At 72.6% G+C, this 25631-nt stretch carries 18 protein-coding genes; 9 read left to right on the top strand and 9 right to left on the bottom strand.

What is annotated here, in order from left to right; genetic code table 11:
- Positions 1-92 precede the first annotated feature (92 nt).
- Positions 93-1517, bottom strand: a complete 1425-nt coding sequence (locus tag AC5JJ1_RS04390) for an FAD-binding oxidoreductase (protein WP_495783896.1) — start codon at positions 1515-1517, stop codon at positions 93-95.
- 211 nt (positions 1518-1728) lie between these two features.
- Between AC5JJ1_RS04390 and AC5JJ1_RS04395 the strand changes: the two genes are divergently transcribed.
- Both AC5JJ1_RS04395 and AC5JJ1_RS04400 read left to right on the top strand, forming a co-directional pair.
- On the top strand, positions 1729-2529 hold the full coding sequence (locus AC5JJ1_RS04395; RefSeq protein ID WP_495783897.1) for a M10 family metallopeptidase C-terminal domain-containing protein: 801 nt from the start codon (positions 1729-1731) through the stop codon (positions 2527-2529).
- A 128-nt stretch (positions 2530-2657) separates the two neighbouring features.
- A complete protein-coding gene (locus AC5JJ1_RS04400; RefSeq protein ID WP_495783898.1) occupies positions 2658-3734 on the top strand; it encodes a tartrate dehydrogenase in 1077 nt (358 codons plus the stop codon).
- Between the two features lie 24 nt (positions 3735-3758).
- Here the strand turns inward: AC5JJ1_RS04400 and AC5JJ1_RS04405 are convergent, their stop codons facing one another.
- The gene (locus tag AC5JJ1_RS04405) at positions 3759-4394 is read right to left on the bottom strand and encodes a hypothetical protein (RefSeq protein WP_495783899.1); all 636 of its coding nucleotides are present in this window, start codon (positions 4392-4394) and stop codon (positions 3759-3761) included.
- A 127-nt stretch (positions 4395-4521) separates the two neighbouring features.
- Complete coding sequence (locus AC5JJ1_RS04410) at positions 4522-5481, bottom strand: class I SAM-dependent methyltransferase (protein WP_495783900.1); 960 nt, start codon at positions 5479-5481, stop codon at positions 4522-4524.
- A 63-nt stretch (positions 5482-5544) separates the two neighbouring features.
- Between AC5JJ1_RS04410 and AC5JJ1_RS04415 the strand changes: the two genes are divergently transcribed.
- Together AC5JJ1_RS04415 and AC5JJ1_RS04420 are read left to right on the top strand one after the other, a co-directional pair.
- Positions 5545-6723, top strand: coding sequence for a M20 aminoacylase family protein (locus tag AC5JJ1_RS04415; RefSeq protein WP_495783901.1), 1179 nt, complete (start codon positions 5545-5547; stop codon positions 6721-6723).
- A gap of 79 nt (positions 6724-6802) precedes the next feature.
- Positions 6803-8713 carry an AI-2E family transporter gene (locus tag AC5JJ1_RS04420; RefSeq protein WP_495783902.1) on the top strand — a complete coding sequence of 637 codons (1911 nt, stop codon included), beginning with the start codon at positions 6803-6805 and terminating at the stop codon, positions 8711-8713.
- Positions 8714-8717: 4 nt separating this feature from the next.
- Here the strand turns inward: AC5JJ1_RS04420 and AC5JJ1_RS04425 are convergent, their stop codons facing one another.
- Positions 8718-9674, bottom strand: a complete 957-nt coding sequence (locus AC5JJ1_RS04425; protein ID WP_495783903.1) for an acetyl-CoA carboxylase carboxyltransferase subunit alpha — start codon at positions 9672-9674, stop codon at positions 8718-8720.
- A 112-nt stretch (positions 9675-9786) separates the two neighbouring features.
- On the opposite strand from AC5JJ1_RS04425, the gene AC5JJ1_RS04430 reads away from it, so the two are divergent.
- Positions 9787-11073, top strand: coding sequence for a methyl-accepting chemotaxis protein (locus AC5JJ1_RS04430; protein ID WP_495783904.1), 1287 nt, complete (start codon positions 9787-9789; stop codon positions 11071-11073).
- A gap of 89 nt (positions 11074-11162) precedes the next feature.
- On the opposite strand, the gene AC5JJ1_RS04435 is transcribed toward AC5JJ1_RS04430, so the two are convergent.
- Positions 11163-12065: a tyrosine recombinase gene (locus AC5JJ1_RS04435; RefSeq protein WP_495783905.1), complete on the bottom strand. Its 903-nt coding sequence runs from the start codon at positions 12063-12065 to the stop codon at positions 11163-11165.
- Between the two features lie 4 nt (positions 12066-12069).
- Positions 12070-12216: a hypothetical protein gene (locus AC5JJ1_RS04440; RefSeq protein WP_495783906.1), complete on the bottom strand. Its 147-nt coding sequence runs from the start codon at positions 12214-12216 to the stop codon at positions 12070-12072.
- 147 nt (positions 12217-12363) lie between these two features.
- On the opposite strand from AC5JJ1_RS04440, the gene aroB reads away from it, so the two are divergent.
- Positions 12364-14094, top strand: coding sequence for a 3-dehydroquinate synthase (gene aroB, locus AC5JJ1_RS04445; RefSeq protein WP_495783907.1), 1731 nt, complete (start codon positions 12364-12366; stop codon positions 14092-14094).
- A gap of 99 nt (positions 14095-14193) precedes the next feature.
- Here the strand turns inward: aroB and AC5JJ1_RS04450 are convergent, their stop codons facing one another.
- From AC5JJ1_RS04450 to AC5JJ1_RS04460, 3 genes are all read right to left on the bottom strand, one after another.
- Positions 14194-16311, bottom strand: coding sequence for a PAS domain-containing protein (locus AC5JJ1_RS04450; protein WP_495783908.1), 2118 nt, complete (start codon positions 16309-16311; stop codon positions 14194-14196).
- 131 nt (positions 16312-16442) lie between these two features.
- The gene (metH, locus tag AC5JJ1_RS04455) at positions 16443-19937 is read right to left on the bottom strand and encodes a methionine synthase (protein ID WP_495783909.1); all 3495 of its coding nucleotides are present in this window, start codon (positions 19935-19937) and stop codon (positions 16443-16445) included.
- Between the two features lie 14 nt (positions 19938-19951).
- Entirely contained in the window at positions 19952-20902 is a 951-nt protein-coding gene (locus tag AC5JJ1_RS04460; RefSeq protein ID WP_495783910.1) for an ArsR/SmtB family transcription factor, read from the bottom strand.
- A gap of 55 nt (positions 20903-20957) precedes the next feature.
- Here AC5JJ1_RS04460 and AC5JJ1_RS04465 point away from each other — a divergent pair, with 55 nt between their 5' ends.
- The 3 genes from AC5JJ1_RS04465 to AC5JJ1_RS04475 all read left to right on the top strand — a co-directional run bounded on the left by AC5JJ1_RS04465 (position 20958) and on the right by AC5JJ1_RS04475 (position 25625).
- Positions 20958-21320: a hypothetical protein gene (locus AC5JJ1_RS04465; protein WP_495783911.1), complete on the top strand. Its 363-nt coding sequence runs from the start codon at positions 20958-20960 to the stop codon at positions 21318-21320.
- Positions 21321-21571: 251 nt separating this feature from the next.
- Positions 21572-22684: a TRAP transporter substrate-binding protein gene (locus tag AC5JJ1_RS04470; RefSeq protein ID WP_495783912.1), complete on the top strand. Its 1113-nt coding sequence runs from the start codon at positions 21572-21574 to the stop codon at positions 22682-22684.
- Between the two features lies 1 nt (position 22685).
- A complete protein-coding gene (locus AC5JJ1_RS04475) occupies positions 22686-25625 on the top strand; it encodes a PAS-domain containing protein (RefSeq protein WP_495783913.1) in 2940 nt (979 codons plus the stop codon).
- The last annotated feature ends 6 nt before the right edge of the window (positions 25626-25631 follow it).

Genomic DNA, 25631 nt, shown 5'->3' on the forward strand with positions numbered 1-25631 from the left:
ATCAAGCGGTAGGGGCGCGCACCCTAGCCGCTGGCGGTGGCGGGGGAAAGGATCGGGGCCGGCATCGGACCGTTGGCGGGCCGGCGTTGCCCTCAGGGCAACACCTTGCCGGGGTTCATGAGGCCCTGCGGGTCGATCGCCGCCTTGATCCGCTGCATCACCGCGAGCTCCGGCCCGCCGCGCCAGCCCTCCATCATGTCGGTCTTGAGGCGGCCGATGCCGTGCTCGGCGCTGAAGCTGCCGCCCAGCTCGCGGACCACCTCGTTCACCGTCTCCATGATCGCATGGCTGCGGGCGAGGAAGGCGGCGGCGTCCATGCCCTCCGGCTGCTGCAGGTTCATGTGGATGTTGCCGTCGCCCATATGGCCGAAGGGCACCGGGCGGATGCCGGGCATCAGCCTGCGGCAGGCCTCGGAGGCACGGCGGATCAGCTCCGGCGTCCGCGAGACGGGGACGGAGACGTCGTTCTTGACCGAGGCGCCCTCGCGCTTCTGCGCCTCGGGATGCTCCTCGCGGATGCGCCAGATGGCGGCGCGCTGGGCCTCGCTCTCGGCGATGGCGGCGTCGAGCACCTCCTCGGCCTCCAGCGCCTCCTCCAGCACGGCTTCCAGCAGGGCGCGCAGCCCGGCATCGGGGCGGGTGGAGGCGAGGTCGACCAGCACGTAATGCTCGGCAGGCGTCGAGAGCGGGACGCTGCCGCCCTCGATCAGCCGGGCATAGAACCCGACGCCGGTGCCGGACATGTATTCGAAGGCGCGCACCGCCGTCTCGTCCCGGTCGCGGAAGCGGCGGAAGAGGGCAAGCGCCGCATCCTCGTCGCGGACGGCGCAGAGCGCGACCTCGCTTTCGCGCGGGCGGGCGAAAAGGCGGAGCACGGCGGCGGTGATGAAGCCGAGCGTCCCCTCCGCACCGACGAAGAGGTGGCGTAGCGCGTAGCCGGTATTGTCCTTCCGCAGGCGGCGGAGGCCGTTCCAGATCTGCCCGTCCGGCAGCACCACCTCGAGGCCGAGCATCAGCTCCCGCGCATTGCCGTAGCGGACGGTGGTGTTGCCGCCGGCATTGGTCGAGAGCACGCCGCCGATCGTCGCCGTCCCCTCGGCGCCGAGCGAGAGGGGGAAGAGGCAGCCGGCCCCGGCCGCCGCGTCCTGCGCCGCCTTCAGCACCAGGCCCGCCTCGGCCGTCATCGTCATGTCGAGCGGGTCGAGGTCGCGGATGCGATTCATCCGGGCGAGGGAGACGACGACCTGGCGGCCGCCCTCGTCGGGCGTTGCGCCGCCGACCATGGAGGTGTTGCCGCCCTGCGGCACCAGCGGCATGCCGGCGGCGGCGCAGAGACGCACCGCCTCGGCCAGTTCCACCGTACTGGCGGGGCGCAGCACGCAGGGGGTGCGGCCGCGATAGAGGAGGCGCCAGTCGGCGAGATGCGGCTCGAGATCGGCCGGCGCGGTCAGGAGGCCACGCGGGCCGAGCAGCGCGGAAAGGCGGTCGAGCAGCAGGGGCGGAAGGTTGTCGGACATGGCGGGAAGGTCGTGCCGAAGGGGGCCGGGGTCAATCGCCAAGCGCTGCCTCATCGAAGCCCGGCGCCGGCCGCGTCGCGGCAGCGATACCACCCTGCGGCGGATTCAGCTCCCGCTTACTCATCTCTCGGGTTTGTGCAATGTGACGGAACCGCTTCGCCGTTAGGATGAATATTGTATTCAATACAGTAGTCGTGTGACGAGGAAAGCAATGCCATTCCATATCTATGGCGCTTCGGGGTCAGATACTTTGCTCGGCGATGCCGGCTCAAATGATATCCACGGCCGCGGCGGTAATGACCTGATCTACGGCGACGGGCTGAACGGGCCCCGTCCGCCGATCTTCCCGGAGCCCTGGCCCGGCCCCGTCATCCACGACAACTGGATCGCCAGCGGCAGCGGCAATGACACGGTCTATGCCGGCTACGGCAACGATCATGTCTGGGGCGGCAGCGGCAACGACCTCATCATCGGCTACGGCTTCGCCGCCGGGAACGATCCCTATCGGAGCGCCCAGGCACGCGAGAGCGACGGCCGCGACATCCTCTACGGCGGCGACGGCTTCGACACGCTGTTGGGCGGCGGCGGCGACGATACCTTGGACGGCGAGGCTGGCGACGACGTGCTGGTGGGCGGCGTCGGCGCCGACCTGCTCACCGGCGGCAGCGGGCACGACATCTTCCGCTTCGGCGGCACCAACGTCCAGGCCAAGCTGCCGGTCTACGACACGACCGGGGACGTGGTGACCGACTTCCATCATGGCGAGGACAGGCTCGACCTCACGCCCTTCATCACCCCCTATATGCCAAAGCCGGCAGTGGACTTCCTCGGCGCCGGCGCCTTCACGGACGCCACCCACATGCAGGTGCGGGCGGCGGTCGAGGGTGGGCATACCGTGGTCGAGGTTTATGTCCCCTTCTTCATCGGCATGGGCCCGCCGCCCGGACCGAGCGCGAGCTTCACCCTGCTCGGGGAGCATCACCTGGTGAAGTCGGACTTCATCCTGTCCTGACGGCGCCTCCGGCGTGGAGCCTGATCGCGCCTCCGGCGCGTGGCCTGGTCGCGCCTCCGGCGCCGGGGCTTGATGGCGCCCGGCCTCCCGGGCTTCATGGCGGGCAAGGAATTGGAGGGAGGCCCGCCATGCGCGACCTGAGGATTGCCGCCATCGGCGGCGACGGCATCGGCCCCGAGGTGATCGAGGCCGGCTGCCGGGTGCTGGAGGCGACGGCGCGGGCCGATGGCGGCTTCGCCTGCCGGTTCGAGCGCTTCGACTGGGGCAGCGCCCTGTACCGCGCCAGCGGGCGGATGATGCCGGAGGACGGGCTCCGCCGGCTCGAGGGATTCGACGCCATCTTCTTCGGCGCGGTCGGCGCGCCGGACATCCCCGACCACGTCACCTTGTGGGAGCTGCGGCTGGCCATCTGCCAGGGCTTCGACCAGTACGCCAATGTGCGGCCCACGCGCCTGCTGCCCGGCGTCGCCGGGCCGCTGCGGGAGGAGCTCGGCCGGCAGATCGACTGGGTGATCGTCCGCGAGAATTCCGAGGGCGAGTATGCCGGCGTCGGCGGCCGCGCCCATCGCGGCCTGCCGATCGAGGTCGCCATGGATGTCGCCGTCTTCACCCGCGAGGGCGTGGCGCGCATCTGCCGCCATGCCTGCGAGGTCGCCATGAGCCGGCCGCGCCGGCTGCTGACCGTCGTCACCAAGTCCAACGCGCAGCGCCACGGCATGGTGATGTGGGACGAGGTCTGCGCCGAGGTCACGGCGCAGTACCCGGACCTCACCGTCGACAAGATGCTGGTGGACGCCATGACCGCGCGCATGGTGATGAAGCCGGGGACGATCGACACGGTCGTCGCCACCAACCTGCATGCCGACATCCTCTCCGACCTGGCCTCGGCGCTGGCCGGCTCCCTCGGCATCGGCGCGACGGGCAATATCGATCCCTCGCGGCGGCGGCCCTCGATGTTCGAGCCGATCCACGGCTCGGCCTTCGACATCACGGGGCGTGGGATCGCCAACCCGCTCGGCGCCTTCTGGACGGCGGCGATGCTGCTCGAGCATTGCGGCGAGCCGCGCGCGGCGGGGCGTCTGATGGCGGCGGTGGAGGCGGTGACGGGGCGCGGCCGGGTGCTGACGCCCGATCTTGGCGGCACCGCGACCACGGCAGAGGTGACGGCGGCGGTGATCGCGGCGCTGGAGGGGGCGAATGCCTGAGCGGCACCGCCCCCGGCGCACACGCTACCTGACGTTGTAGTTGGTCAGCCCGCAGGCATTCACGTTCCGCCGCTCCTGCGCCTGGCCGCCCGAGAAGACGATGCGCAGGTCGTAGTTGCACTCGCCCTGCGGCAGGCGGACGGGGAAGGTCGCACCCGGCTGCACCACGTCGTCGCCCAACCGGTCCGGACCCCAATTCTGCTGCGAGGAGGGCGAGGCGTAGAACTCCTCGATCACCCGGCCGCTCTGGTTCACCAAGTTGAAGGAGGGGTTGCCCTGCTGGGTGCTGCCCTGCTGCTGGTTGCGCTGGGGCCGCGGCGGCGGCCCGGCCTGCTGGCCGAGCACGAAGTCCGTCATGGCGCAGGTGTTGACGTTCCGCCGCTCCTCCGCCGTGCCGCCCTGGTAGACGATGCGGATGTCGAAATTGCAGTTGCCATCCGCCGGCAGCCGCACGATCCAGGAGGCGCCGGGCGCGATCACCTGGTCGCCCAGCCGGTCCTGGCCCCAGCTCCGCTCGGTCGAGGGCGAGGCATAGACCTCGTTCACCACATTCGGCGTGTTGTTGACGATGCGGAAGGATGGGTCGCTGGACTGCGCCTGCCCGGGACCCGCCCAGGCGAGGACACCAAAGGCCGCGGCCAACACCATGCGACGCAACATGCAACCCTCCGGATAAATCGGCCCGCAGGATTACCCGATCGGTCCGGGGGCGACCATAGGTTGCGCCCAGCCCGGCCGTACACGGCGGCGTCAGGCGATGGCGGATGCTCCCGAAGCCGCGCGCGGGTCAGCGCCGCGGGCGCACCTCGAGCACGGCACGGGCGACGAGGTCGTCGGCGGCGGGGCGCATCGCCTCCGGATGCGGCCGGGCCGGGCCGCGCGGGCGGCGCGACCAGACCACGGCTTCGGGCACCTCCACCTGGAAGCCGGCGCGGCGGAAGCGCCCGACCATGGCGGAGAGGCCGAGCCGGTTCACGTAGATTCCCGCCCGCCCGACCAGCGGGCTCGCCCAGAAGGCATCGCTGAAGCGGAGATGGTGCAGCCCGCCGCCGAGATGGTCCTGGAAGTCGATCCGGTGCAGGCCGATGCCGTCCGGCGCCGTCACCCGGCGGAGCTGGGCGAGCAGCGGGCCCATCTCGTCCCGCCGGACATGCTCCAGCACCGCCTCGCTCACGACGAGGTCGATCGCCCCGTCCGGGATGGCGCCGAGCGCGGAGGGGCCGCCATGCAGCAAGGTCGCGTGGCAGCGCCGCAGCACCGCGGCGCGGTCGGTGCAACCGGCGAGGTCCGGCACGGGCAGTCCCTGGCTGCGCGCCATGGCGGCGACCTGCTGGTAGGCCGCGGCCTCGGCCGGGGCGCTGTCAGCCGGGTCGACGAACCAGACATGCTCCAGCCCGAGCCCGGCCAGCACCGGGGCGCGCAGCACCATCCGCCCCGGCCCGACCTCGAGGATGGTGCGCGGCCGGCGGCCCATCAGCCGCGCCGCATCGCCGATCCAGGCCGAGGGCGCGCCGAGCAGCTTCGCCGGGTTGCGCGCATCGAAGGAGGGGCGCGCCAGGCCGAATGCCCGGGCGCGGTCGCCATGCACGCCGATCGCGGCGAGGCCGAGCTTGACCGCGAGCTTCACCCACCAGGGCACCGGCGCCCCGCGCGACAGCCCGTGCGGCGCGGGCAGCACGCGCCGGGGCCCCGCCATGTCCTCCGTCTGGTGTTCCGTCGCCACGTTGTTGACCCGATGCTGTCGCAAGTTTAGCGCAAAGGGATAGCCCAGAGCGATGGGGCTTGCCCACTTCAACCGCAGGAGACCCGCGTGAATCCCGTCGAGCACATCCGCCGGTACCAGGACGAACTCGCGGCCTGGCGCCGGGATCTCCATGCCCACCCGGAGACCGGCTTCGAGGAGGTGCGGACCAGCGCCCTGGTGGCGGCGCGGCTGGCCTCCTGGGGGATCGAGGTGCATCGCGGCATCGGCCGCACCGGGGTGGTCGGCGTGCTTCGGGCGGGCAATGGCGACCGGGCGGTGGGGCTGCGGGCCGACATGGACGCGCTCGACATGCCGGAGGCGAACGGCTTCGCCCATCGCTCGACCATCCCCGGCAAGATGCATGGCTGCGGCCATGACGGGCACACCACCATGCTGCTCGGCGCCGCCCGCTACCTCGCCGAGACGCGGAACTTCAACGGCACCGTCCATTTCATCTTCCAGCCCGCCGAGGAAGGCCAGGGCGGCGCCCGGGCGATGGTGGAGGAGGGGCTGTTCCGCCGCTTCCCCTGCAATGCCGTCTACGGGCTGCACAACCGGCCGGGCATGCCGGTCGGGCGGTATGGCATCCGCGCCGGGGCGATGATGGCCGGCTGCGCCTTCTTCGACCTCGTGATCCAGGGCAAGGGCGGCCATGGCGCCCGGCCGGAAAGCACCGTCGACCCGGTGGTCTGCGGCGCCGCCATCGTCTCCGCCTACCAGTCGATCATCGGCCGCAACGTGGCGCCCAACGACACCGGCGTCGTCAGCGTCACCGGCTTCAGCGCCGGGACGGCCTACAACGTCATCCCCGACCAGGTCTCGCTGCGCGGCACCGTCCGCGCCTTCCGCACCGAGACCATGGCGCTGATCGAGCGGCGGATGCGCAGCCTCGCCACCAGCATCGCCGAGGGTTTCGGGGCCGAGGCGCGGCTCGACTTCCGCGAGGTGACCGTGCCTGTCGTGAACGGCGCCGAGCAGACGGCGATGATCGCCGATGCCGCGGCCGCCCTGGTCGGCGAGGCCGCCGTCGACCGCAACCGCATCCCGGCCATGGGCTCCGAGGACTTCTCCTACATGATGGCCGAGGTGCCGGGCGCCTATATCCTGGTCGGCAACGGCGAGGGCGAGGCGGGCGGCTGCGAGGTCCACAATCCGCATTACGACTTCAACGACGCCGCGATCCCCTACGGCGCCGGCATCCTGGCTGCGGTGGCGGAGCGGGAGCTCGCGCCGATGAAAGGCTAGACCTTCGCAACGGAACCCGGGGCCGGGCGTTCGCTGTGCATCGGCCCCTCCCGGCCGACCCACCGCGAACCGAGGCCGGATGCCCGAACCGAGACACGCCCCTGCGCCCGCCCGCGGCCTGAGCGCGGCGGGCACCCCCGCCTCCGGCCTGCAGATGCTCCAGGGCGCGCTGCTGATCATCGCGGTGCTCTATTTCGGCCAGGACCTCCTGGTGCCCCTGGTGCTCTCCGTGCTGCTCGCCTTCGTGCTGGCGCCGGTGGTGCGCCTGCTGCGGCGGGTCTACCTGCCGCGCCCGGCGGCCGTGCTGGTCAGCGTGCTGCTGGCCTGCACCCTCATCTTCGGCATCGGCGGGCTGATGGGCCGGCAGGCCACCCTGCTCGCGGAGAACATCCCGAGCTACCAGGCGACCATCCGCCAAAAGCTGTCCGGCCTGCAGGGCGCGAGCAGCTGGCTCGACCGGGTGAGCGGCGCCGTCCAGGCCGTCGGCCACGGCATGGGCGGGGCGACCGAGCCGCCCGCCGCCCGCGCCGCGCCGGAGAGCGATGCCCGCCCGCCCCTGCCGGTCGAGATCCGCACGCCGGACCCGACGCCGGTCGACATGCTCCGCCGCGTCGCGGAGCCGCTGCTCGGCCCGCTGGCGACGGCCGGCATCGTCGTCATCCTCGTCATCTTCATCCTGCTCTACCGCGAGGACCTGCGCGACCGGTTGATCCGCCTCGCCGGCGCGCGGGATCTCCACCGCACCATGGCGGCGATGGACGACGCGGCCTATCGCCTGTCGCGCTTCTTCCTGGCGCAGACGGGGATGAATGCCTGCTTCGGCCTCTTCATCGCCGCCGCACTCTGGATGATCGGCGTCCCCAACCCGCTGCTCTGGGGCTTCGTGGCCGGGCTGATGCGCTTCGTGCCCTTCATCGGCGTCTTCATCACGGTGAGCGGGCCCATCCTGCTGGCGCTCGCCGTCGATCCGGGCTGGACGACGCTGATCTGGGTGTTGGCGCTGTTCGGCGTCTCCGAGATGCTGATGGGCCAAGTGGTGGAGCCCATGGTCTTCGGCCACTCGACCGGCCTTTCGCCCATCGCCGTGATCGCCGCGGCGACCTTCTGGACCTGGCTCTGGGGCCCGGTCGGGCTGCTGCTGGCGGTGCCGCTGACGGTCTGCCTCGTCGTGCTGGGCCGGCATGTCGATCGGCTGGAATTCCTCGAGGTGATGCTCGGCGACCGGCCGCCACTCGACCCGGAGGAAACCTTCTACCAGCGGGCGCTGGCCGGCGACGCCAATGCACTCGCCGAGCAGGCGGAACGCTGCCTGAAGGAGAGGCCGCTCGCCGAGTATCTGGATGCCGTGGCGCTGCCGGCGCTGCGCCTCGCCCAGGCGGATGCGGTGCATGGCGCGCTGCGGCCCGAGCGGCGCGAGGCCCTGCTGCGCAGCGTCGAGCTGCTGATCGAGGATCTGGAGGAGGAGGAGGATCCGCCGCCGCCCGAGGGCGAGGCGCCGCCCGAGCCCCTGCCCGCCGCCTGGCATGTGCCGGGCGCCGTGCTCTGCCTGCCCGGGCGCGGGCCCTTCGATGCCCTGGCGGCGAGCATGCTCGGCCAGGTGCTGACGCGGCGCGGCTTCGGCGTGCAGGTCGGTGGCGTGAGCGCGGTGCCGGGCGCGCCGCCACGGCTGATCTGCCTCTGCCTGCTGGAGGGCGGCAGCAGCAGCGCGACCGCCCGCTACCTGCTGCGCCGGGCGCGGCGGCGGCTGCCGGGCGTGCCGGCCATCGCCTTCGCCTGGTCGCCGGGCGGCATGGAGGAGAGCGAGGGCGTGCTCGCCAAGGCACTGCGCGCCGAGGGCGAATCGGCGCCGCTGCAACTGGCGATGACCCTGGCCGAGGCGCTGGACCTCGCGGTGGAGGCAGCCGGCACGGCGCCGCCGCCGGTGCTCACCGCGCCGGCGCCGAGGCCGGAGGCGCCGCCGCCGCTCGGCGTGGCGCCGGCTTCGGCCTGAGCGCTCACACCACGCTGTTGCGGCCCATCTCCAGGAATTTCTCCCGGCGGCGGGCACGCAGCGTGGCGCCGTCCAGCGCCAGCAGCGGCTCCAGGCATTCCCACACCTTGTCGCCGACGGCGGCAAGCGTTGCCGCCGTGTCGCGATGGGCGCCGCCCATCGGCTCCGGTACCACGGCATCGACCAGGTTGAGGCGGCGGAGGTCCTCGGCCGTCAGCTTCAGGGCCTCGGCCGCGGTCGGCGCCTGGGCAGCGTCGCGCCAGAGGATGCTGGCGCAGCCCTCGGGGCTGATGACCGAGTAGACCGAGTGCTCCAGCATCAGGATGCGGTCGGCCGCCGCCAGGGCGATGGCGCCGCCCGAGCCGCCCTCGCCGATGATGGTGGCGACGAAGGGCACGGGCGCCTCGAGGCAGGCCTCGATCGAGCGGGCGATGGCCTCGGCCTGGCCGCGCGCCTCGGCCTCGATGCCGGGGAAGGCGCCGGCGGTGTCGACGAAGGAGAGGATGGGCAGGCCGAAGCGGCCGGCCAGCTCGATGATCCGGTGGGCCTTGCGGTAGCCCTCCGGCCGGGCCATGCCGAAATTGTGCAGCACCCGGCTCTCGGTGTCGCTGCCCTTCTCCGTCCCCAGCACGGCGACGGCGCGGCCGCGGAAGCGCCCGAGCCCGCCGACCACCGCCGCGTCGTCGGCGAAGGCGCGGTCGCCGGCCAGCGGCGTCCATTCCTCGATATGGGCGCGGATGTAGTCGAGGCATTTCGGCCGGTCCGGGTGGCGGGCGACCAGGGTCTTCTGCCAGGGCGAGAGCTTGGCATAGGTGGTCTTGAGCAGGGCCTGCGCCTTGTCGCGCATCCGCCCGACTTCCTCGGCGACGTCGATCCCGCCGGCATCGGAGGTCCGACGCAGCTCCTCGATCTTGCCTTCCAGCTCGGCGATCGGCTTCTCGAAATCCAGGAAGTGGCGCATGGCGGGCGGGGTTAGCGGAAAAGCTGCCGCGGCGGAAGCGGGGCGCTTAGCGATTGATTCAACTCCGTACCCCATCCTCGGGCCCCGACCGCAAGCCCATCCGAGGACACCGATGCTGCGCTCCTTCATCCGCCGCGACGACCTGACCGACAAGGCCGAATGGCTGGACACCCTCTCCCGCCATGCCGGCGTCGGCCTTTGGGACGCCGTGCTGCACGAGGGGGATGCGATGCATCCGAAGGCGCGCTGGACCTGGTCGGCCGAGTTCCGCCGGCTCTGCGGCTTCGGCTCGGCGGCGGAATTCCCCGATGTGGTGCAGTCCTGGTCCGACCGGCTGCACCCGGAGGACGTGGCGCCGACCTTCGCGGCCTTCACCGCCTCGCTCGCCACCGGCCGCGGCTACGACACCACTTACCGGCTGCGCTGCAAGGACGGGCAGTACCGCTGGTTCCGCGCGACCGGCGGGGTGATCATGGGCCATGACGGCAAGCCGCGCCGCGCCTGCGGCTCGCTGGTCGACATCCATGCCACCGTCGAGTCGGAGGCCGCGCACCGGACGCGCCTCCAGGAGATGTCCGGGCGCTTCGAGCGGGAGATGCTGGAGGTGGTCACCGCCCTGGCCGGCGCCGCGGAGGCGCTGCGGGCGGACGCCTCCGCGCTGCATGCGGCCGCCGAGCGCACCTCCGGCCAGGCCGCGACGGCGGGCACGGTCGCCGGCGAGACCACCGGCAATGTGGGGGCCGTCGCCGCCTCGACCGAGCAGGTCACCGCCTCCATCCAGGAGATCGGGCAGCAGGTCGTCCGCTCCACCCAGGCGACCAGCACGGCAACCGAGCAGGCGCGCGGCGCGACCGAGGTGGTGCGCAGCCTGATCGAGGACGTCCAGTGGATCGGCGACGTGGTCAAGCTGATCAGCGACATCGCCGGGCAGACCAACCTGCTGGCGCTGAACGCGACGATCGAGGCGGCGCGCGCCGGCGAGGCCGGCAAGGGCTTCGCCGTGGTGGCGAGCGAGGTGAAGACCCTGGCGGCGCAGACGGCGAAGGCGACGCAGGACATCACCGTGCGGATCAATGCCGTGCAGACCGCGACCGACAGCGTCGCCGCGGCCATCGGCGGCGTCGCCGAGACCATCCAGGAGCTGAACGGCACCGCCGCCGCCATCGCCGCGGCGGTGGAGCAGCAGGGCGCCTCGACCCAGGAGATCGCCCGCAGCATCCAGCAGGCGGCCGAGGGCACGCATGCGGTCTCGGCCACCATCGCCCACATGTCGGACGCGGCCAAGGAAACCGGGGACGGATCCGGCCGCATCGTCCAGGCGGCCGACGGGCTGTCCAGCCGCGTCTCGGAACTGCGGCAGCATATGGGCAGCTTCCTCGAGGGGATGCGGGCTGCCTAGGGCAGGTCGGGTTCCCTGGACATGTTCCGGGCCGTTGCTGACGGAGCAGATTTTCGCCTCTGGACGAAGCCGTCCTGCGGCAATCCGCTCTAGCCCTCGGCCAGCGGGTGATGCGCCTCGACCAGCGCCCGCAGCCGCTCCTCCATCACCTTGGTGTAGATCTGGGTGGTGGCGATGTCGGCATGGCCGAGCAGGATCTGCAGGCTGCGGAGGTCGGCGCCGCGGGCCAGCAGATGACTGGCGAAGGAATGCCGCAGCACATGCGGCGAGACCCGTTCCGGGGCGAGGCCGGCCGCCATCGCCGCCTCCTTCAGCAGCAGGCCGAGGCCCTGGCGGGTCATGTGCCCGGCCGCGCCGCGGGAAGGGAAGAGCCAGCGGCGCCGGCGGTCGCCTGCGGGCGCCTCCTCCGCTCCGGCGCGGGCCTCGGCAGCGGCCTCCCGGGCGCGGGGGGAGATCGGCACCAGCCGCTCCCGTCCGCCCTTGCCGCGCAGCGCGATCATCGGCTGGTCGGCCCGCAGTGCCGAGGCGGGGAGCGTGACCAACTCCGTCGCCCGCAGCCCGGCGCCGTAGAGCAGCTCGATCGCGGCGACGGCCAGCGGGCCACGGCCCTTGGGCAAGGTGGCGGCGCCGGCGAGCAGGGCGGCGACCTCCTCCTCGGCCAGCGGCCTGGGCAGGGGCGGGGTCGGGCGCGGGCCGTCCAGCAGCTCGGTCGGGTCGTCGGGACGGATGCCCTCGCGGGCGAGGAAGCGGTAGAACTGGCGCAGCGCCGAGAGCCGCCGCGCCGCCGTCCGCGGCTTCAGCCCTAGATCGGCCAGCGAGCGGAGGTAGTCGCTCAGCGGCTCGGGCCCCGCCGCCTCCGGCGCCAGGCCGAGCCGGGCGCAGAAGGCCGCGAAATCCTCGAGATCGGTCGCATAGGCGGCCAGGGTGTTGCGGGCGGCGCCGCGCTCGGCCGCCAGCATCTCGAGGAAGGCTTCGCGGAGGGCGCCGGCCAAGGGGTCAGCGGGTCTGGAAGCGGTCGTTCGGCAGGGTGCGCTCCACCGCGGTCGGGGTGGCGGCGGGTGGGAAGGCGCCCAGCGCCAGCAGCCCAGCCGCCGCCAGGGCAAGCAGGATCACGGCCAGCAGCAGGATGGGGCGGCGGAACATGGGCGGCTGAGCTCCTAGAGCAGGATCGCCGAAGGCTGGAACGGCCGTAGGCGGGAATCATGCGACGTGACGAAAGGGAAACACCGGCCTCTGTAACGAAGCCCGCCCCATCGCATCGGGGCCGCGGTGTGCTAGCCTCTTGGCATCGTGTCGCGCAACACCGCCAACGCCATCGTTCCACAGGGCGCAATCCAGGACCCGGAGACGGCCATCTGGACCGGCCCGCCCGCGCCTGCGCGGCGGCCGGAGCGCAGCATTGTGCTGGTGGGAATGCCGGGGGCGGGGAAGACCTCCATCGGCCGCCGCCTGGCGCTCCGCCTCGGCCTGCCCTTCCTCGACGCCGATGCGGAGATCGAGGCGGCCGCCGGCCTGCCCATCACCGACATCTTCGCCCGCTATGGCGAGGCGCATTTCCGTGACGGCGAGCGGCGGGTAATCGCCCGGCTGCTGGCCGGGCCGCCGCTGGTGCTGGCGACCGGCGGCGGCGCCTTTGTCGATGCGCGGACGCGGGATGCCATCCGCGCCTCCGGCGCCGTCTCGGTCTGGCTGCAATGCCGCATGGCGACGCTGCTGAAGCGCGTCGCCGGGCGGGAGCACCGGCCGATGTTCCTCAACGCCGACCCGGCCGAGGTGCTGGAGCGGCTGATGGCGGCGCGCCACCCCCTCTATGCCGAGGCCGATATCGTGATCGCCTGTTCCGACGAGAGCCCCGAGGTCACCACCCGCCGGGTGCAGCAGGCGGTGGAGGGCTGGCAGCCCCCTGCCCGCCTCTCCGTCCCGCTCGGCGAGCGGGGCTACGACATCCTGGTCGGCGAGGGGCTGCTGGCCCGGGCGGGGGCGCTGCTCGCCCCGGTGCTGCCGGCCCGGCGCGTGGTGGTGGTGTCGGACGAGGTGGTCGGGCCGCTCCATCTGCCGGTGCTGCGGGCGGGCCTCGCCGAGACCGGCACCGCCATCCTCGCCGAGATCACCATCCCGGCCGGCGAGGCGAGCAAGAGCCTCGCCCAGGTGCAGCACCTGCTGGAGCGGATGCTGGGCGCAGGCGCCGACCGGCGGACGGCGGTGCTGGCGCTCGGCGGCGGGGTGGTGGGCGACCTGGCCGGCTTCGCCGCGGCGATCGCGCTGCGTGGCCTGCCCTTCGTCCAGTTGCCGACGACGCTGCTCGCCCAGGTGGACAGCTCGGTCGGCGGCAAGACGGGGGTGAACCTGGCGCTCGGCAAGAACCTGGTCGGCGCCTTCCACCAGCCGCGGCTGGTGCTGGCCGATACCGGGACGCTCGGCACGCTGCCGGTGCGGGAGCTGCGGGCCGGCTATGCCGAGGTGGCGAAGCACGGGCTCCTCGCCGGCGAGCGGCTCTGGCGCTGGTGCGAGGCGCATGGCCCGGCGCTGGTCGAGGGCGACCGGGAAGCGCTGGTGACCGCCGTGCTCGAGAGTTGCCGGCTGAAGGCCTCCGTCGTCGCCGGCGACGAGCGGGAGGAGACGGAGGAAGGCGGCCGGGCGCTGCTCAATCTTGGCCATACCTTCGGCCATGCGCTCGAGGCGGAATGCGGCTATGGCGGCATGCTGCTGCATGGCGAGGCGGTGGGGGTCGGGCTTGGGCTGGCCGCCAGCCTCTCGGCCCGGCTCGGCCATTGCAGCCAGGAGCTGCCGGGGCGGGTGATCGCCCATCTCCAGGCCTGCGGCATGCCGGCGCGGATCGGCGACCTGCCGCGGCGCTTCTCGGCCGCGGCGCTGCTCGGGCGCATGCGCAAGGACAAGAAGGCCCGGGAGGGGATGCTGCGCTTCGTGCTGCTGCGCGGCCCGGGCGACGCCTTCACCGCCGGCGACGTGCCGCCCGAGGCCGTCGAGCGGCTGCTGCTGGATGAGGGCTGCGACGGCTAGAACGGTACCGCTCGACCCGACTCACGGACCCCGCTCGAGCCTGTTGCTTGGCCGAGCCAATACGGCCGATCCGGTGAGCCCGCCTGACCGGAGTTCGCCCTAGCCAGGCTCCTGAAGCAGGCGGAGGGTCGATCTCCCCTCGCCTTCCGTCAGCTCGGCGGCGATCTGCCGGGCCAGCGCCTTCACCACCGTCTGGCCGAGCCCCGACGTGCCGCCGCAGCCCGGGCTGCGGCCATGGGCCTCGACCTCGGCCAGGATGGCGCCGTCCTCCAGCCGGGCCGAGAGCTGCACGGGCCCGCCACGGCGCAGCGCCTGGGTCACCAGCTCCGACAGGATGAGGGCGAGGGGGATGGCGCGCTCGGCATCGAGGGTCAGCCCTTCGGGCGCTGCGGTGCGGATATCGGCGGCCGGGTGGTGCACCGCCGCGCCGGCGGCCAGCTCGCGCAGCATGTCGGAGAGGCGGATGTTGCGCAGGTCCGGGCTCTGCTGCAGCGCCCGGTGCGCCTCGGCCACGGCCTGGACGCGGGCGGTCGCGGCCTCCAGCGCCTCGCGCGCCGCCGGTTCCTCCACCCGCCCGGCCTGGAGGCGGAGCAGGGCGGCAACCAGCTGGAGGCTGTTCTTGATGCGGTGGTCGGCCTCGCGGGCCAGCTGCTCGCGGGCGACCAGGGCCTCGCGCAGCCGGTCCTCGGCGATGTGGCGCTCCTCGGTATCGGTGCAGGTGCCGACCCAGTGGCGGACCAGGCCGGCCGCATTGCTGACCGGGGCGGCCTTCACCCGGTGCCAGCGATAGCGGCCCTCGCGGTCGCGCAGCCTGGCGTCCACGTCGTAGTCCCGCCCCTCGGCCCGCGCGGCGGCCCAGGCGGCGGCGAGGCCGCCACGGTCCTCCGGATGCACCAGATCGGCCCAGCCGCCGCCCCGAAGCCGGTCGAGGTCGAGGCCGGTCAGCTCCCTCCAGCGGGAATTGACATAGTCTGGCTCGCCATTCGCATCGGTCTGCCAGACCAGGTGGGGCATGGCCTCGGCGAGGGTGCGGAAGCGCGCCTCGCTGTCGCGCAGCGCCCGCTCGGCCCGCTTGCGGGCGTCGATATCGGTGTTCACGCCAAGCCATTCGACGATGCGGCCGGCAGCATCGCGCAGCGGGGCGGCGCGGGCGGCAGTCCAGCGCCAGCGGCCCTCCGGGCCGCGAAGGCGGTATTCCACCTCGTAATTCTCGCCGCTGGCGACGGTCCTGGTCCAGCGGTCGCGCACCCGGTCCCGGTCCCCGGGATGCAGCGCATCCAGCCAGCCCCAGCCAACGGACTGCGCCGGCGTCTGGCCGGTGAGCGAGGCCCAGCCGCCCGTGCTGATGAGCATGCCGTCCGCCGCCGCGGTCCAGACCGCAAGCGCCCCGGCCTCGACCAGGGCGCGGTAGCGGGCATCGAGGCCGATGCCGGCCTCCGGCGGATCGGTCCAGGCGAGGATGCCGCCGGCGATGCGGCCGGCGCGGTCGCGCACCGGCGCGGCGCTGCATTGCAGGCTGCGCTCGGCACCGTCCCAGGCGCGCAGGACGAAGGGTTGGCGGCTGACGGGCTCGCCCTCGGCCAGGGCGCGGGACAGGGGCAGCTCCGCCGGCCCGGCGGGCGGGCGGCCATCGGGGTGGTGGATGGTCCAGCCGGTGGCGGAGGTGCCGCTGGCCAGCAGCTCCGCCGCCTCCCCCCCGGACAGGCCGAAGCCATGGCGGCTGAGGCGGCGCAGCCCCCCGTCCGGCCCGGCGATGGCAAGGCCGAGCGGCGCATGCTCCAGCACCGCATCGAGCATGGCGGCAGCGGCCTCGGCCTTGCGCAGCCGGTCGTGCAGCGCGGTCACGTCGCGGAGCTGGACGAGGACGCCGGTGACGATGCCGTCGCGGGAGCGGAGCGCGGAAGCCTCGGCATCCCAGAGCCGGCCGGAGGCGCCGAGGGGCAGGGCCTTGCCCTCGACGCGGCGGGGCCGGCCAGTGGTCCGCACCAGGTCGAGCGGGGCGAGGTGCCCGCCCTTGGCGAGACCTGGGAAAATCTCCGCGGCCGGGCGGCACTCGAGCTCCGTGCGGTCCTGGCCGCAAGCCGCGGCGAAGGCCGGGTTCACATAGAGCAGGCGGTGGGTCGGACCGGCGATCACGGCAACCGGATGCGGCGCAAGCTCGGCGAAGCTGCGGACCGCATCGATGTCGGGCGCCGCTCCTCGGCCTTCCTCTGGCACGCTCCGCTCCTCAGGCCCGGGGCCCATCGCCCAAGCATCCTAGGCCCTGCGCCGCTAGGGCGCGATGCCTATGCAGGCGCATCGGATCAAAGGCGCGGGAGCCGCCGGTGAGCGAGGGAACTGCTCGACGACTACACCGAGAAGTATTTCGCGCGCGGGTGGTGCAGCACGATGGCGCTGGTCGACTGCTCCGGATGAAGCTGCCATTCGTCGCTGATCGAGACGCCGATGCGCTCGGCGCCCAGCAGCCGCAGCAGCGGCACCTGATCCTCCAGCCGCGGGCAGGCCGGGTAGCCGAAGGAGTAGCGGCCGCCGCGATAGCCCTGCTGCAGCATCTTGTCCATGTCGCGGTCGTCCTCCCCGGCGAAGCCCCATTCGGCGCGGATGCGCTTGTGGACATATTCCGCCATCGCCTCCGCCATCTCGACGCTGAGGCCGTGCAGGTAGAGGTAGTCCTGGTAGCGGTTCTCCTCGAACCATTCCCGCGCCATGTCGGAGGCTTTCTGCCCGACGGTGACGACCTGCAGGCCGATGACGTCGCGGCGCTCCGGCCCGTCGCCGATGTCGCGGATGAAGTCGGCGATGCACTCGCCATCCTGCTTCGGCTGGCGCGGCAGGGTGAAGCGGCAGGCCTCGGTCACGCCGTCCTCCTCGAAGAGGATGAGGTCGTTGCCCGCGCCGGCGCATTTCCAGTAGCCGTAGATGGCCTGGGGCCGGAGGATGTTCTCCGCATCGGTCAGCGCCAGCATGCGCTTGAGGACGGGGCGCAGCTCCTGCTTCGCCCAGCCGATGAAGTCGTCGAGCGAGCGGCCCTGCTTCCGGAAGCCCCACTGGAATTGATAGAGGCTGCGCTCGTTGATGAAGGGAATTATGGCCTTGGGCGCCGCCTCGATGACGCGGGCGCCCCAGAAGGGCGGCGCCGGCACGGGTTCCTCGGCGGTGAGCCGCCGCCGCCGCGCCTCGGCATAGGCGACGTCGACGGGCGCGAAGCCGCGCGGGTCGGCGGTGCCGAGGGTGCGGGCCTCGTTGCGCGACTTGCCCTTCCGCTTTGACTGCAGGGCGGCGAGGTAGTCGTCGAAGCCGTTGCCCGTCACCTTGTCCATGAGGTGCAGGCCGTCGAAGGCATCCCGCGCATAGGCGACGCGGCCGGAGGCATAGGCGCGGACGCAATCATCCTCGACATAGTTTCGCGTCAGTGCGGCGCCGCCGAGCAGCACCGGCACGTCGATGCCGATGCGGCTCATCTCCTCGAGGTTCTCGCGCATGACGACGGTCGACTTCACCAGCAGGCCGGACATGCCGATGGCATGCGCCCTGTGTTCCCTGACCGCCGCCACCATGTCGGCCAGCGGCACCTTGATGCCGAGATTGACCACGCGGTAGCCGTTGTTGGTCAGGATGATGTCGACCAGGTTCTTGCCGATGTCGTGCACGTCGCCCTTCACCGTGGCGAGGACGATGGTGCCCTTCTCCTGGCCCTCCACCTTCTCCATGAAGGGTTCGAGATAGGCGACGGCGGCCTTCATCGTCTCGGCGCTCTGCAGCACGAAGGGCAGCTGCATCTTGCCGGCGCCGAAGAGCTCGCCGACCACCTTCATCCCATCCAGCAGCACGTCGTTGATGATGGAGAGCGGGGCGATGCCCCGGTCGAGCGCGTCCTGCAGCTCCTCGTTCAGCCCCTTGCGGTCGCCGTCGACGATGCGGTCCTTGAGGCGGCCCTCGACCGTCTCGGCGCGGACCTTCTTGACGTTGTCCGCCGCCTTCCGGCCGGAGAAGATCTCCAACAGCTTCTGTAGCGGGTCGTAGCCCTCGCGCCTGCGGTCGAAGATCAGGTCCTCGGCGACCTCCACCTCCTCCGGCGGGATCAGGTGCAGCGGCTTGATCTTGCTGACATGCACGATGGCGCCGGTCATGCCGGCCTTCACGGCATGGTCGAGGAAGACGCTGTTCAGCACGTGGCGCGCGGCCGGATTGAGGCCGAAGCTGATGTTGGACAGGCCGAGGATGATCTGGATGTCGGGGAATTCCTCCCGGATCATCCGGATGCCCTCCAGCGTCCACTGGCCGAGCTTGCGGTCGTCCTCGTTGCCTGTGGCGATGGTGAAGGTCAGCGGATCGATCAGCAGGTCGGACTGCGGCAGGCCATGCTTGTTGCAGGCGAAGTCGACCAGGCGGCGGGCGATGCGGAGCTTGTCCTCCGCCGTCTTCGCCATGCCGACCTCGTCGATGGTCAGCGCGATGACGGCGGCGCCGAATTTCCTGGCGAGCACCAGCCGGTCATGCGCCGCGCCCTCGCCATCCTCGAAATTGATCGAGTTGATGATCGGCTTGCCGCCATGCAGCTTGAGCGCGGCCTCGATCACCGGCGTCTCGGTGCTGTCGATCACCAGCGGCGCGTTGACCGAGGAGGTGAAGCGGGTGACGACCTCGTTCATCTCGGCCATCTCGTCGCGGCCGACGAAGGCGGTGCAGATATCGAGGCTGTTGGAGCCCTCGCCCACCTGCTCGCGGCCCATGGCAACGCAGCCGTCCCAGTCATGCGCCGCCTGCCGCTCGCGCCAGGCCTTGGAGCCATTGGCGTTGCAGCGCTCGCCGATGGAGAAATAGGCATTCTCCTGCCGCAGCGAGACCGCGCCGTAGAGCGAGGCGACGGAGGGGATCCAGTGGTACTTGCGGGCGACCGGGGCCGGCCGCCAGGAATCATGCTTGCGCAGCATGGCATCGAGCGCCGCGATATGCGGCGTCGAGGTGCCGCAGCAGCCACCGATCAGGTTCACCCCGTCTTCGCGGACGAAGCGCTCCATCCAGCTCGCCATCTCCGCGGCACCGAGCGGGTAGTGGGTCTTGCCGTCCACCAGCTCCGGCAGGCCGGCATTGGGCTGGACGCTGATCAGGCCCGGCCAGTTCTGCGAGAGGAAGCGGACATGCTCGGCCATTTCCTGCGGGCCGGTGGCGCAGTTGAGTCCGATCAGCGGCACGTCGAGCGCATGCACCACGGTGGAGGCGGCGGCGATGTCGGGGCCGACCAGCAGCGTGCCGGTAGTCTCGACCGTCACCTGCACGAAGATCGGCAGGTCGCGCCCGGTCTGCTTGAGCGCCGCCTTGGCCGCGTTCACCGCCGCCTTGATGAAGAGCGTGTCCTGGTTGGTCTCGGTCAGCAGCGCATCGACGCCGCCGGCGATCAAGCCGCGGCACTGCTCCTCGAGGGCCGCCTGCAGGTCGTCATACTTGATGTGGCCAAGGCTCGGCAGCTTGGTGCCCGGGCCGATATCGCCGATCACCCAGCGGTCGCGCCCGTCGGAGAAGGTCTCGGCCGCCTCGCGGGCCAGCTCGCCGGCGAGCTTGTTGATCTCAAAGGCGCGCTCGGTCAGCTCGAACTCGCCCAGCGTCACCGGCGAGCCGCCGAAGCTGTTGGTCAGCACCATGTCGGCGCCGGCCTCGAAATAGCCGCGATGGATCTCGCGCACGAGGTCGGGGCGGGAAAGGTTCAGCACCTCGGTGCAGTTCTCCTTGCCCCAGTAGTCCTTGTCGACATCGAGGGTGAGGGCCTGCACGCGGCTGCCCATGCCGCCGTCGCAGAGCAGCACGCGGTCGTGGAGGGCCTGGAGCAGGGGGGGACGCGCCATGGGGGGAGGGCTTCCTAGAAGGTCAGGGCAGGCAGGGCGGCGACGGGCACGGCAAGCCGGCGGGCCGGCCAGAGGCGGACGGCGAGCGGGCCGGGGATGGTGACGGGCGGCAGGGCGGCGCAGCCGGCGGGGCCGAGCCAGCCGGCGATCAAGGCATCGTCGAAGCCGGGCCAGCGATGGGCGTGGCGGTCCAGCAGCTCCGCCCGCTCATGCGGGGCGAGGTCGAGGATCAGCAGCAGCCCGTCGGGCCGCAGCACGCGGGCGGCCTCGGCCAGCGCGGCCGCCGGGTCCTCGGCGTAGTGCAGGACCATCTGCATCGTCGCCAGGTCGAAGCCGGCATCGGGCAGCGGCAGGCGGTACATGTCGGCCTGGCGCACGGCGCAATGGGCGCCGAGGCCACGCTCGGCGAGGCGGGCGCGGGCCAGGGCCAGCATGTCGCGGCTGGCATCGATGCCGAGTGCCGCCTCGGCCCGGGGCGCCAGCAGCTCCAGCAGCCGGCCGGTGCCGGTGCCGATGTCGAGGAAGCGGCCGATCCGCTCCGGCAGGGCGGCGAGCAGCGCGGCCTCGATCGCCTCGGCGGGCAGGCCGAGGGCGCGCATCTCGTCCCAGTCGGCGCCGTGGCGGCGGAAGGCGTCGGAGGCGATGCGGGCACGCTCGGCGGCGAGGCGCGCGGCCTGGCGGCGGTCGGCGGCAAGAAGCGGGTCCTCCTCCGGCAGCCGGGCGAGCAGCTGGTGGACCAGCCCGGCAGCGGCGGGGACCTGGAAATAGGCATTGGCGCCCTCCGGCAGGCGCTCCAGCAGCCCGGCTTCGACGAGGAGCTTCAGGTGCCGCGAGAGGCGGGGCTGCGACTGGCCGAGCACGGCGCACAGGTCGGAGACGCAGAAGGCCCCGCGGGCGCAGAGCGCCAGCAACCGAAGGCGGGTCGGCTCGGCGGCGGCGCGCAGCTGGGCCAGAAGCTCATCCATGGCGCTGGATATCACATAAAGATATCCTTATGTCTAGTGGCGGATGGAGGTTCCGATGGCCTGGACGCTGGATGCGCGCATCCCCTTGCTGCTGGTGGAGGATGAGGCGGGGCTCGATGCGGCGCTCGCCGCCGGGCCGCCGGCAGCGGTGCTGGCAGAGGGCCCCGCCCCGCCCCGCCCCGGGGTGGCGCTCGAGGCCTTCGCCGCATCGGAGGCGCATGCCCCGGCCTGCACCTGCTGCGGCGGCCGGCCGGCGGCGGCGGTGGCGCTCGACCGGCTGTTCCAGGCGCGGGTCCGCGGGCAATGCGCCTGGTTCGAGCGGGTGGTGGCGCTGGCGGGCAGCGTGGCAGGGCGGTCGCAGGTACTGGCGGCGCTCGGCGGGGATGCGGTGACGGCAGCACGGTTCCGGCCTGCCTAAGGCACCTCGCCCTGGCCGGGTGCGAGGCTGGGTTCCGCGGCCTGCATGGGGCGCGGCCATCTCCCGCATCGCGGACGGCGGCGTCGCGCCCGCCCTCCCGCCCGCCGCGGATCGTTGTCGAAACCGGCGGCTGGCCAGGATATATTGAGGGCGAAGCAAATCCTTACGGTTAAATTCATTATCCCGGAAGCTACATAAGGTTGATGACGGAGGTCATGGCGTCCTGCCGGCTTGGGGAGACGAGGTATTTCATGGTCCTGCGTCGGCGCTTCCTGGACGGCCCCCTGCTTCGGCGCGGCGACCGGCATCGCCTGGCCGCATCCCTTCCGGCTTGCCTCGCCCTGCTGCTCGGATTGCTCGCCCCCCTGCCCGCAAGGTCCGATGACCCGCCGATCGCCCTGAAGGTCGTCGGTGGCCTCGGCGGCGTCGCGCAGTACACCCGCTACGAGATGCCCTTCTGGACCGAGCAGGTGCCGCAGCTCACCCATGGCCGGGTCCGGGCGGAGATCGCCCCCTTCGACCGCAGCGGCATCCGCGGGCCGGAGATGCTGCCGCTCATGCGGCTCGGCGTCGTTCCCTTCGGCACGGTGCCGCTCTCCGTCTCGGCCAGCGACGAGCCGGAGCTCAACGCCGTCGACCTCGCGGTCATGAACCCGGACATCGCCACGCTCCGCCGCACGGCCGGGCTGCTGCGCCCGAGGCTCGAGGCCCTGCTGCGTGACCGCTTCAACGTCGTCCTGCTCGCCGTCTACGCCTATCCGGCCCAAGTGGTGTTCTGCCGCCAGCCCTTCTCCGGCCTCGGCGACCTTGGCGGGCGGCGCGTCCGCGTCTCCTCGGTCGGGCAGAGCGACCTGTTCGAGGCGCTCGGCGCGACCCCGGTGGTGATGCCCTTCGCCGCCATCCCGGGGGCGCTGCGCGGCGGCGTCGTCGAATGCGCGGTGACCGGCAGCTTCTCCGGCAACACGCTCGGCCTGCCGGGCATCGCCACCTATGTCTCCCGCCAGGCGATCACCTGGGGTGTCTCCGTCTTCGGCGCCAATGCTGGCGCCTGGGCCGCGCTGCCGGAGGAGGTCCGCCGCCAGCTCAAGGGCGGCCTCGCAGAGCTGCAGGAGCAAATCTGGCGCGCCGCCGAGCAGGAGACGGAGGAGGGCTTCGCCTGCAATGCCGGGCGGCCGGAATGCGCCCACGGCACGCGCGGCCAGATGGTGGTGCTGGATGACGAGCCGCGCGACCGCCAGCGCCGCGCCCAGCTGCTGCGCGACGTGATTCTGCCGAGCTGGGTGCGCCGCTGCGGCAATGACTGCGTCGAGACCTGGAACACCACCATGGCCCCAAGCCGGGGCATCCTGGCACGGCCCGAATAGCATGCTGCAACGCCGCTTCCGCCTCGCCGTCCTCTTCGTCGCCCTGCTGCTGCTGCTGGCGCTCGGCATCGCCACCAGCCTGCTGATCGACCGCCTGCACCGCACCGCGGAGCAGGCGGGGCGGGAGACGGTGCAGCGCATCACCCGCGTCGCCGAAAGCACCGTCAACCGGCACTTCCTCGCCGTCGACGGCATGCTGGCCGGGCTGCCGGCCGTGCTGAACCAGGTCGCCAGCAACGGCCGGATCGAGCCGGCGGCGGCCAACCGCATGCTGCGCGAGCTGAACTTCCAGAATTTCAGCTTCCGCGACCTGGTGCTGGTGCTGCCCGATGGCCGCCCCTGGGCCGCGGCACTCGCCGCCTCGCGCAGCCGGCCGCCGCCGATCGAGCCGGCGGCGCTCGCCGCCACCGTGGGCCTCGGCGCCGCCGTCATCAGCGGGCCGGCGCGCAACCCGCTGACCGGCGAGTGGTCGCTGATGTTCCTTCGCGCCATGGACCTGCCCGGCATCGGCCCGGTGGTGGGGGTCGCCGAGGTGCCGGTTTCCCTGGTCGCCACCCTGCTGGCACCGATCGGCGAGGTGCCCGGCCTCCGCATCTCCGTCGAGCGGGCGGATGGGCGGGTGCTCGCCTCCCTGCCGCATGACGAGACGCGGATGGGCCGGCCGCTGGCCCAACCCGCCACCGCCCTGCCGGCGGATGGCAGCGCCGCGTCGGCGCCCGGCCGCTTCCAGGACGCCCCGGTGCTGGCCGCCGCCAAGCCGATTCTCTACCGCGACATGTATGTGGTGGCGAGCTACGACCAGGGCGCCGCCTTCGCCCCCTGGCAGCAGGACCGCCGGCGCCTCATCATCGTCGCCTCGAGCCTTGGCCTACTGATGGTCGCGCTGGCCGCCGCGCTCCATCACGCGCTCCGCCAGCGCGAGCGCGTCGATGCCGAGCGGGCGCGGGCCCGGGCGGTGCTCGAGGACGCGATCGAGACCATGCCGGACGGCTTCGTCATGTTCGACGCCGAGGACCGGCTGGTGATCTGCAACCAGCGCTACCGCGAGCTCTATGCCGTCAGCGCGCCCTTCATCACCGTGGGCGCCCGGTTCGAGGACATCATCCGCGAGGGCGCGCGGCGCGGCCAGTACCCGCAGGCCGGCGAGGATATCGAGCGCTTCGTCGCCGGGACCACCGCCTGGCACCGCGGCGACCATCCAAGCATGGAGCGCCTGCTGCCGGACGGGCGCTGGCTGATGGTCAGCGAGCGGCGGACGCCGGATGGCGGTACCGTCGGCATCCGCACCGACATCACCGCGCTGAAGCGGGCCATGAGCGACCTCTCGCAGGCGCGCGACCAGGCGGCGGCGGCGACCGCGGCCAAGTCGCGCTTCCTCGCCCAGATGAGCCATGAGCTGCGCACCCCGCTGAACGGCGTGCTCGGCCTCGCCCAGGCCCTGGCGCGGGACCCGGCCCTCTCGGGTGAGCAGCGCGCCCGCGCGCGGACGCTGGAGGAGGCGGGGCGGCACCTCGTCACCGTCGCCAACGACGTGCTCGACCTCGCCAAGGTCGAGGCCGGGCGGCTGGAGCTGCGCCTTGCGCCGATCCGCCTCGGTGAGCTGCTGGACAGCGCTGCGACGCTGATCCGCCCGGCGGCGGAGGAGAAGCGGCTGACGCTCCGCGTGCAGGTCGCGGCGGAGCTGCCGGCGGTGGTGCGGGCGGACCAGACCCGGCTGCGCCAGCTGCTGCTCAACCTGCTCTCCAACGCGGTGAAATTCACCCCGGCCGGCGGGCTGGTGGAGCTGGTCGCCCGCCCCGCCGGCGGCCCCGGCGAGGATGGCCGCCAGCCGGTGCGGATCGAGGTGCGGGATAGCGGCCCGGGCGTGCCGGAGGCGAAGCGCAAGGCCGTCTTCGGCGACTTCGTCCAGCTCGACCGCGGCGAGCGGGCGGGCGGCACCGGCCTCGGCTTGGCCATCGCCGCCGGCATCGCGGCGCAGATGGAGGGCAGCATCGGCTGCGCCGACAACCTCGCCTCGCCGAGCGGGCATGGCGCCGTCTTCTGGGTCGAGTTGCCGCTCCTGGCGGTCGCCACGGCCGAGGCGCCGCCCGAGGCGGCGGTGCCTGAGGCGGCGCAGCGGTCGCTTCGCGTTTTGGTGGCGGATGACGTTCCGGCCAACCTGGCGGTGGCGCGCGCCCTGCTGGAGTCGGGCGGACACAAGGTCGACTGCGTCTCCGACGGCTCCCTCGCCCTTGAGGTGCTGGCCAAGGCGGCGCCGGCGCAGCCCTACGACCTAGTGCTGATGGATGTGATGATGCCCGGCATGGACGGGCTGGAGGCAACGCGGCGCATCCGCCAGCTGCCCGAGCCGGCCGGGCGGGTGCCGATCCTGGCCGTCACCGCCAGCGCCTTCGCCGAGGACATCGCCGCCTGCCGCGCCGCCGGGATGAACGCGCATCTGGCGAAACCCATCGAGCGGGATGCGCTGCTCAGCGCACTCGATCGGCTGACGGGCCCGGAGGCGGCGCCCCTGCCCGCCGCCCCGCCGCCTGCCGCCCCAACCGCCGCCCCAGCCGTAGCCGCGGCGAAGCCGGTGCTGCCGCTGCTCGCGCGGCGCGGGCCGGATGGCAAGCTCGCCATCCCCGGCCTGGACGAGGCGGCGGCCAGCAGGCTGGCCCCGGTCTTCCTGCAGGAGATCGCCGAGCAGACGCGGGTGCTGCGCGCCGCCGGCCCGGAGATGGTGAGCGAGGCGATCGCGGCGGCGCATCGGCTGACCGGCTCCGCCGCGACGCTCGGCGCGAGTCGGCTGGCGGCGGCAGCCCGGCAGTTCCAGGCCGATGCACGGCGGCTGCCGGCCGAGGAGGCGATGGCGCTCCGGGCCTTGGTGCTCGCCGTCGCGGACGAGACGCTGGCGGCGCTCGAAGCGGCACTCGGGCCGGAGCCCAAGGCAGCGGTGGCCTGAGGCCGG

The organism is Belnapia sp. (genome assembly GCF_059504005.1).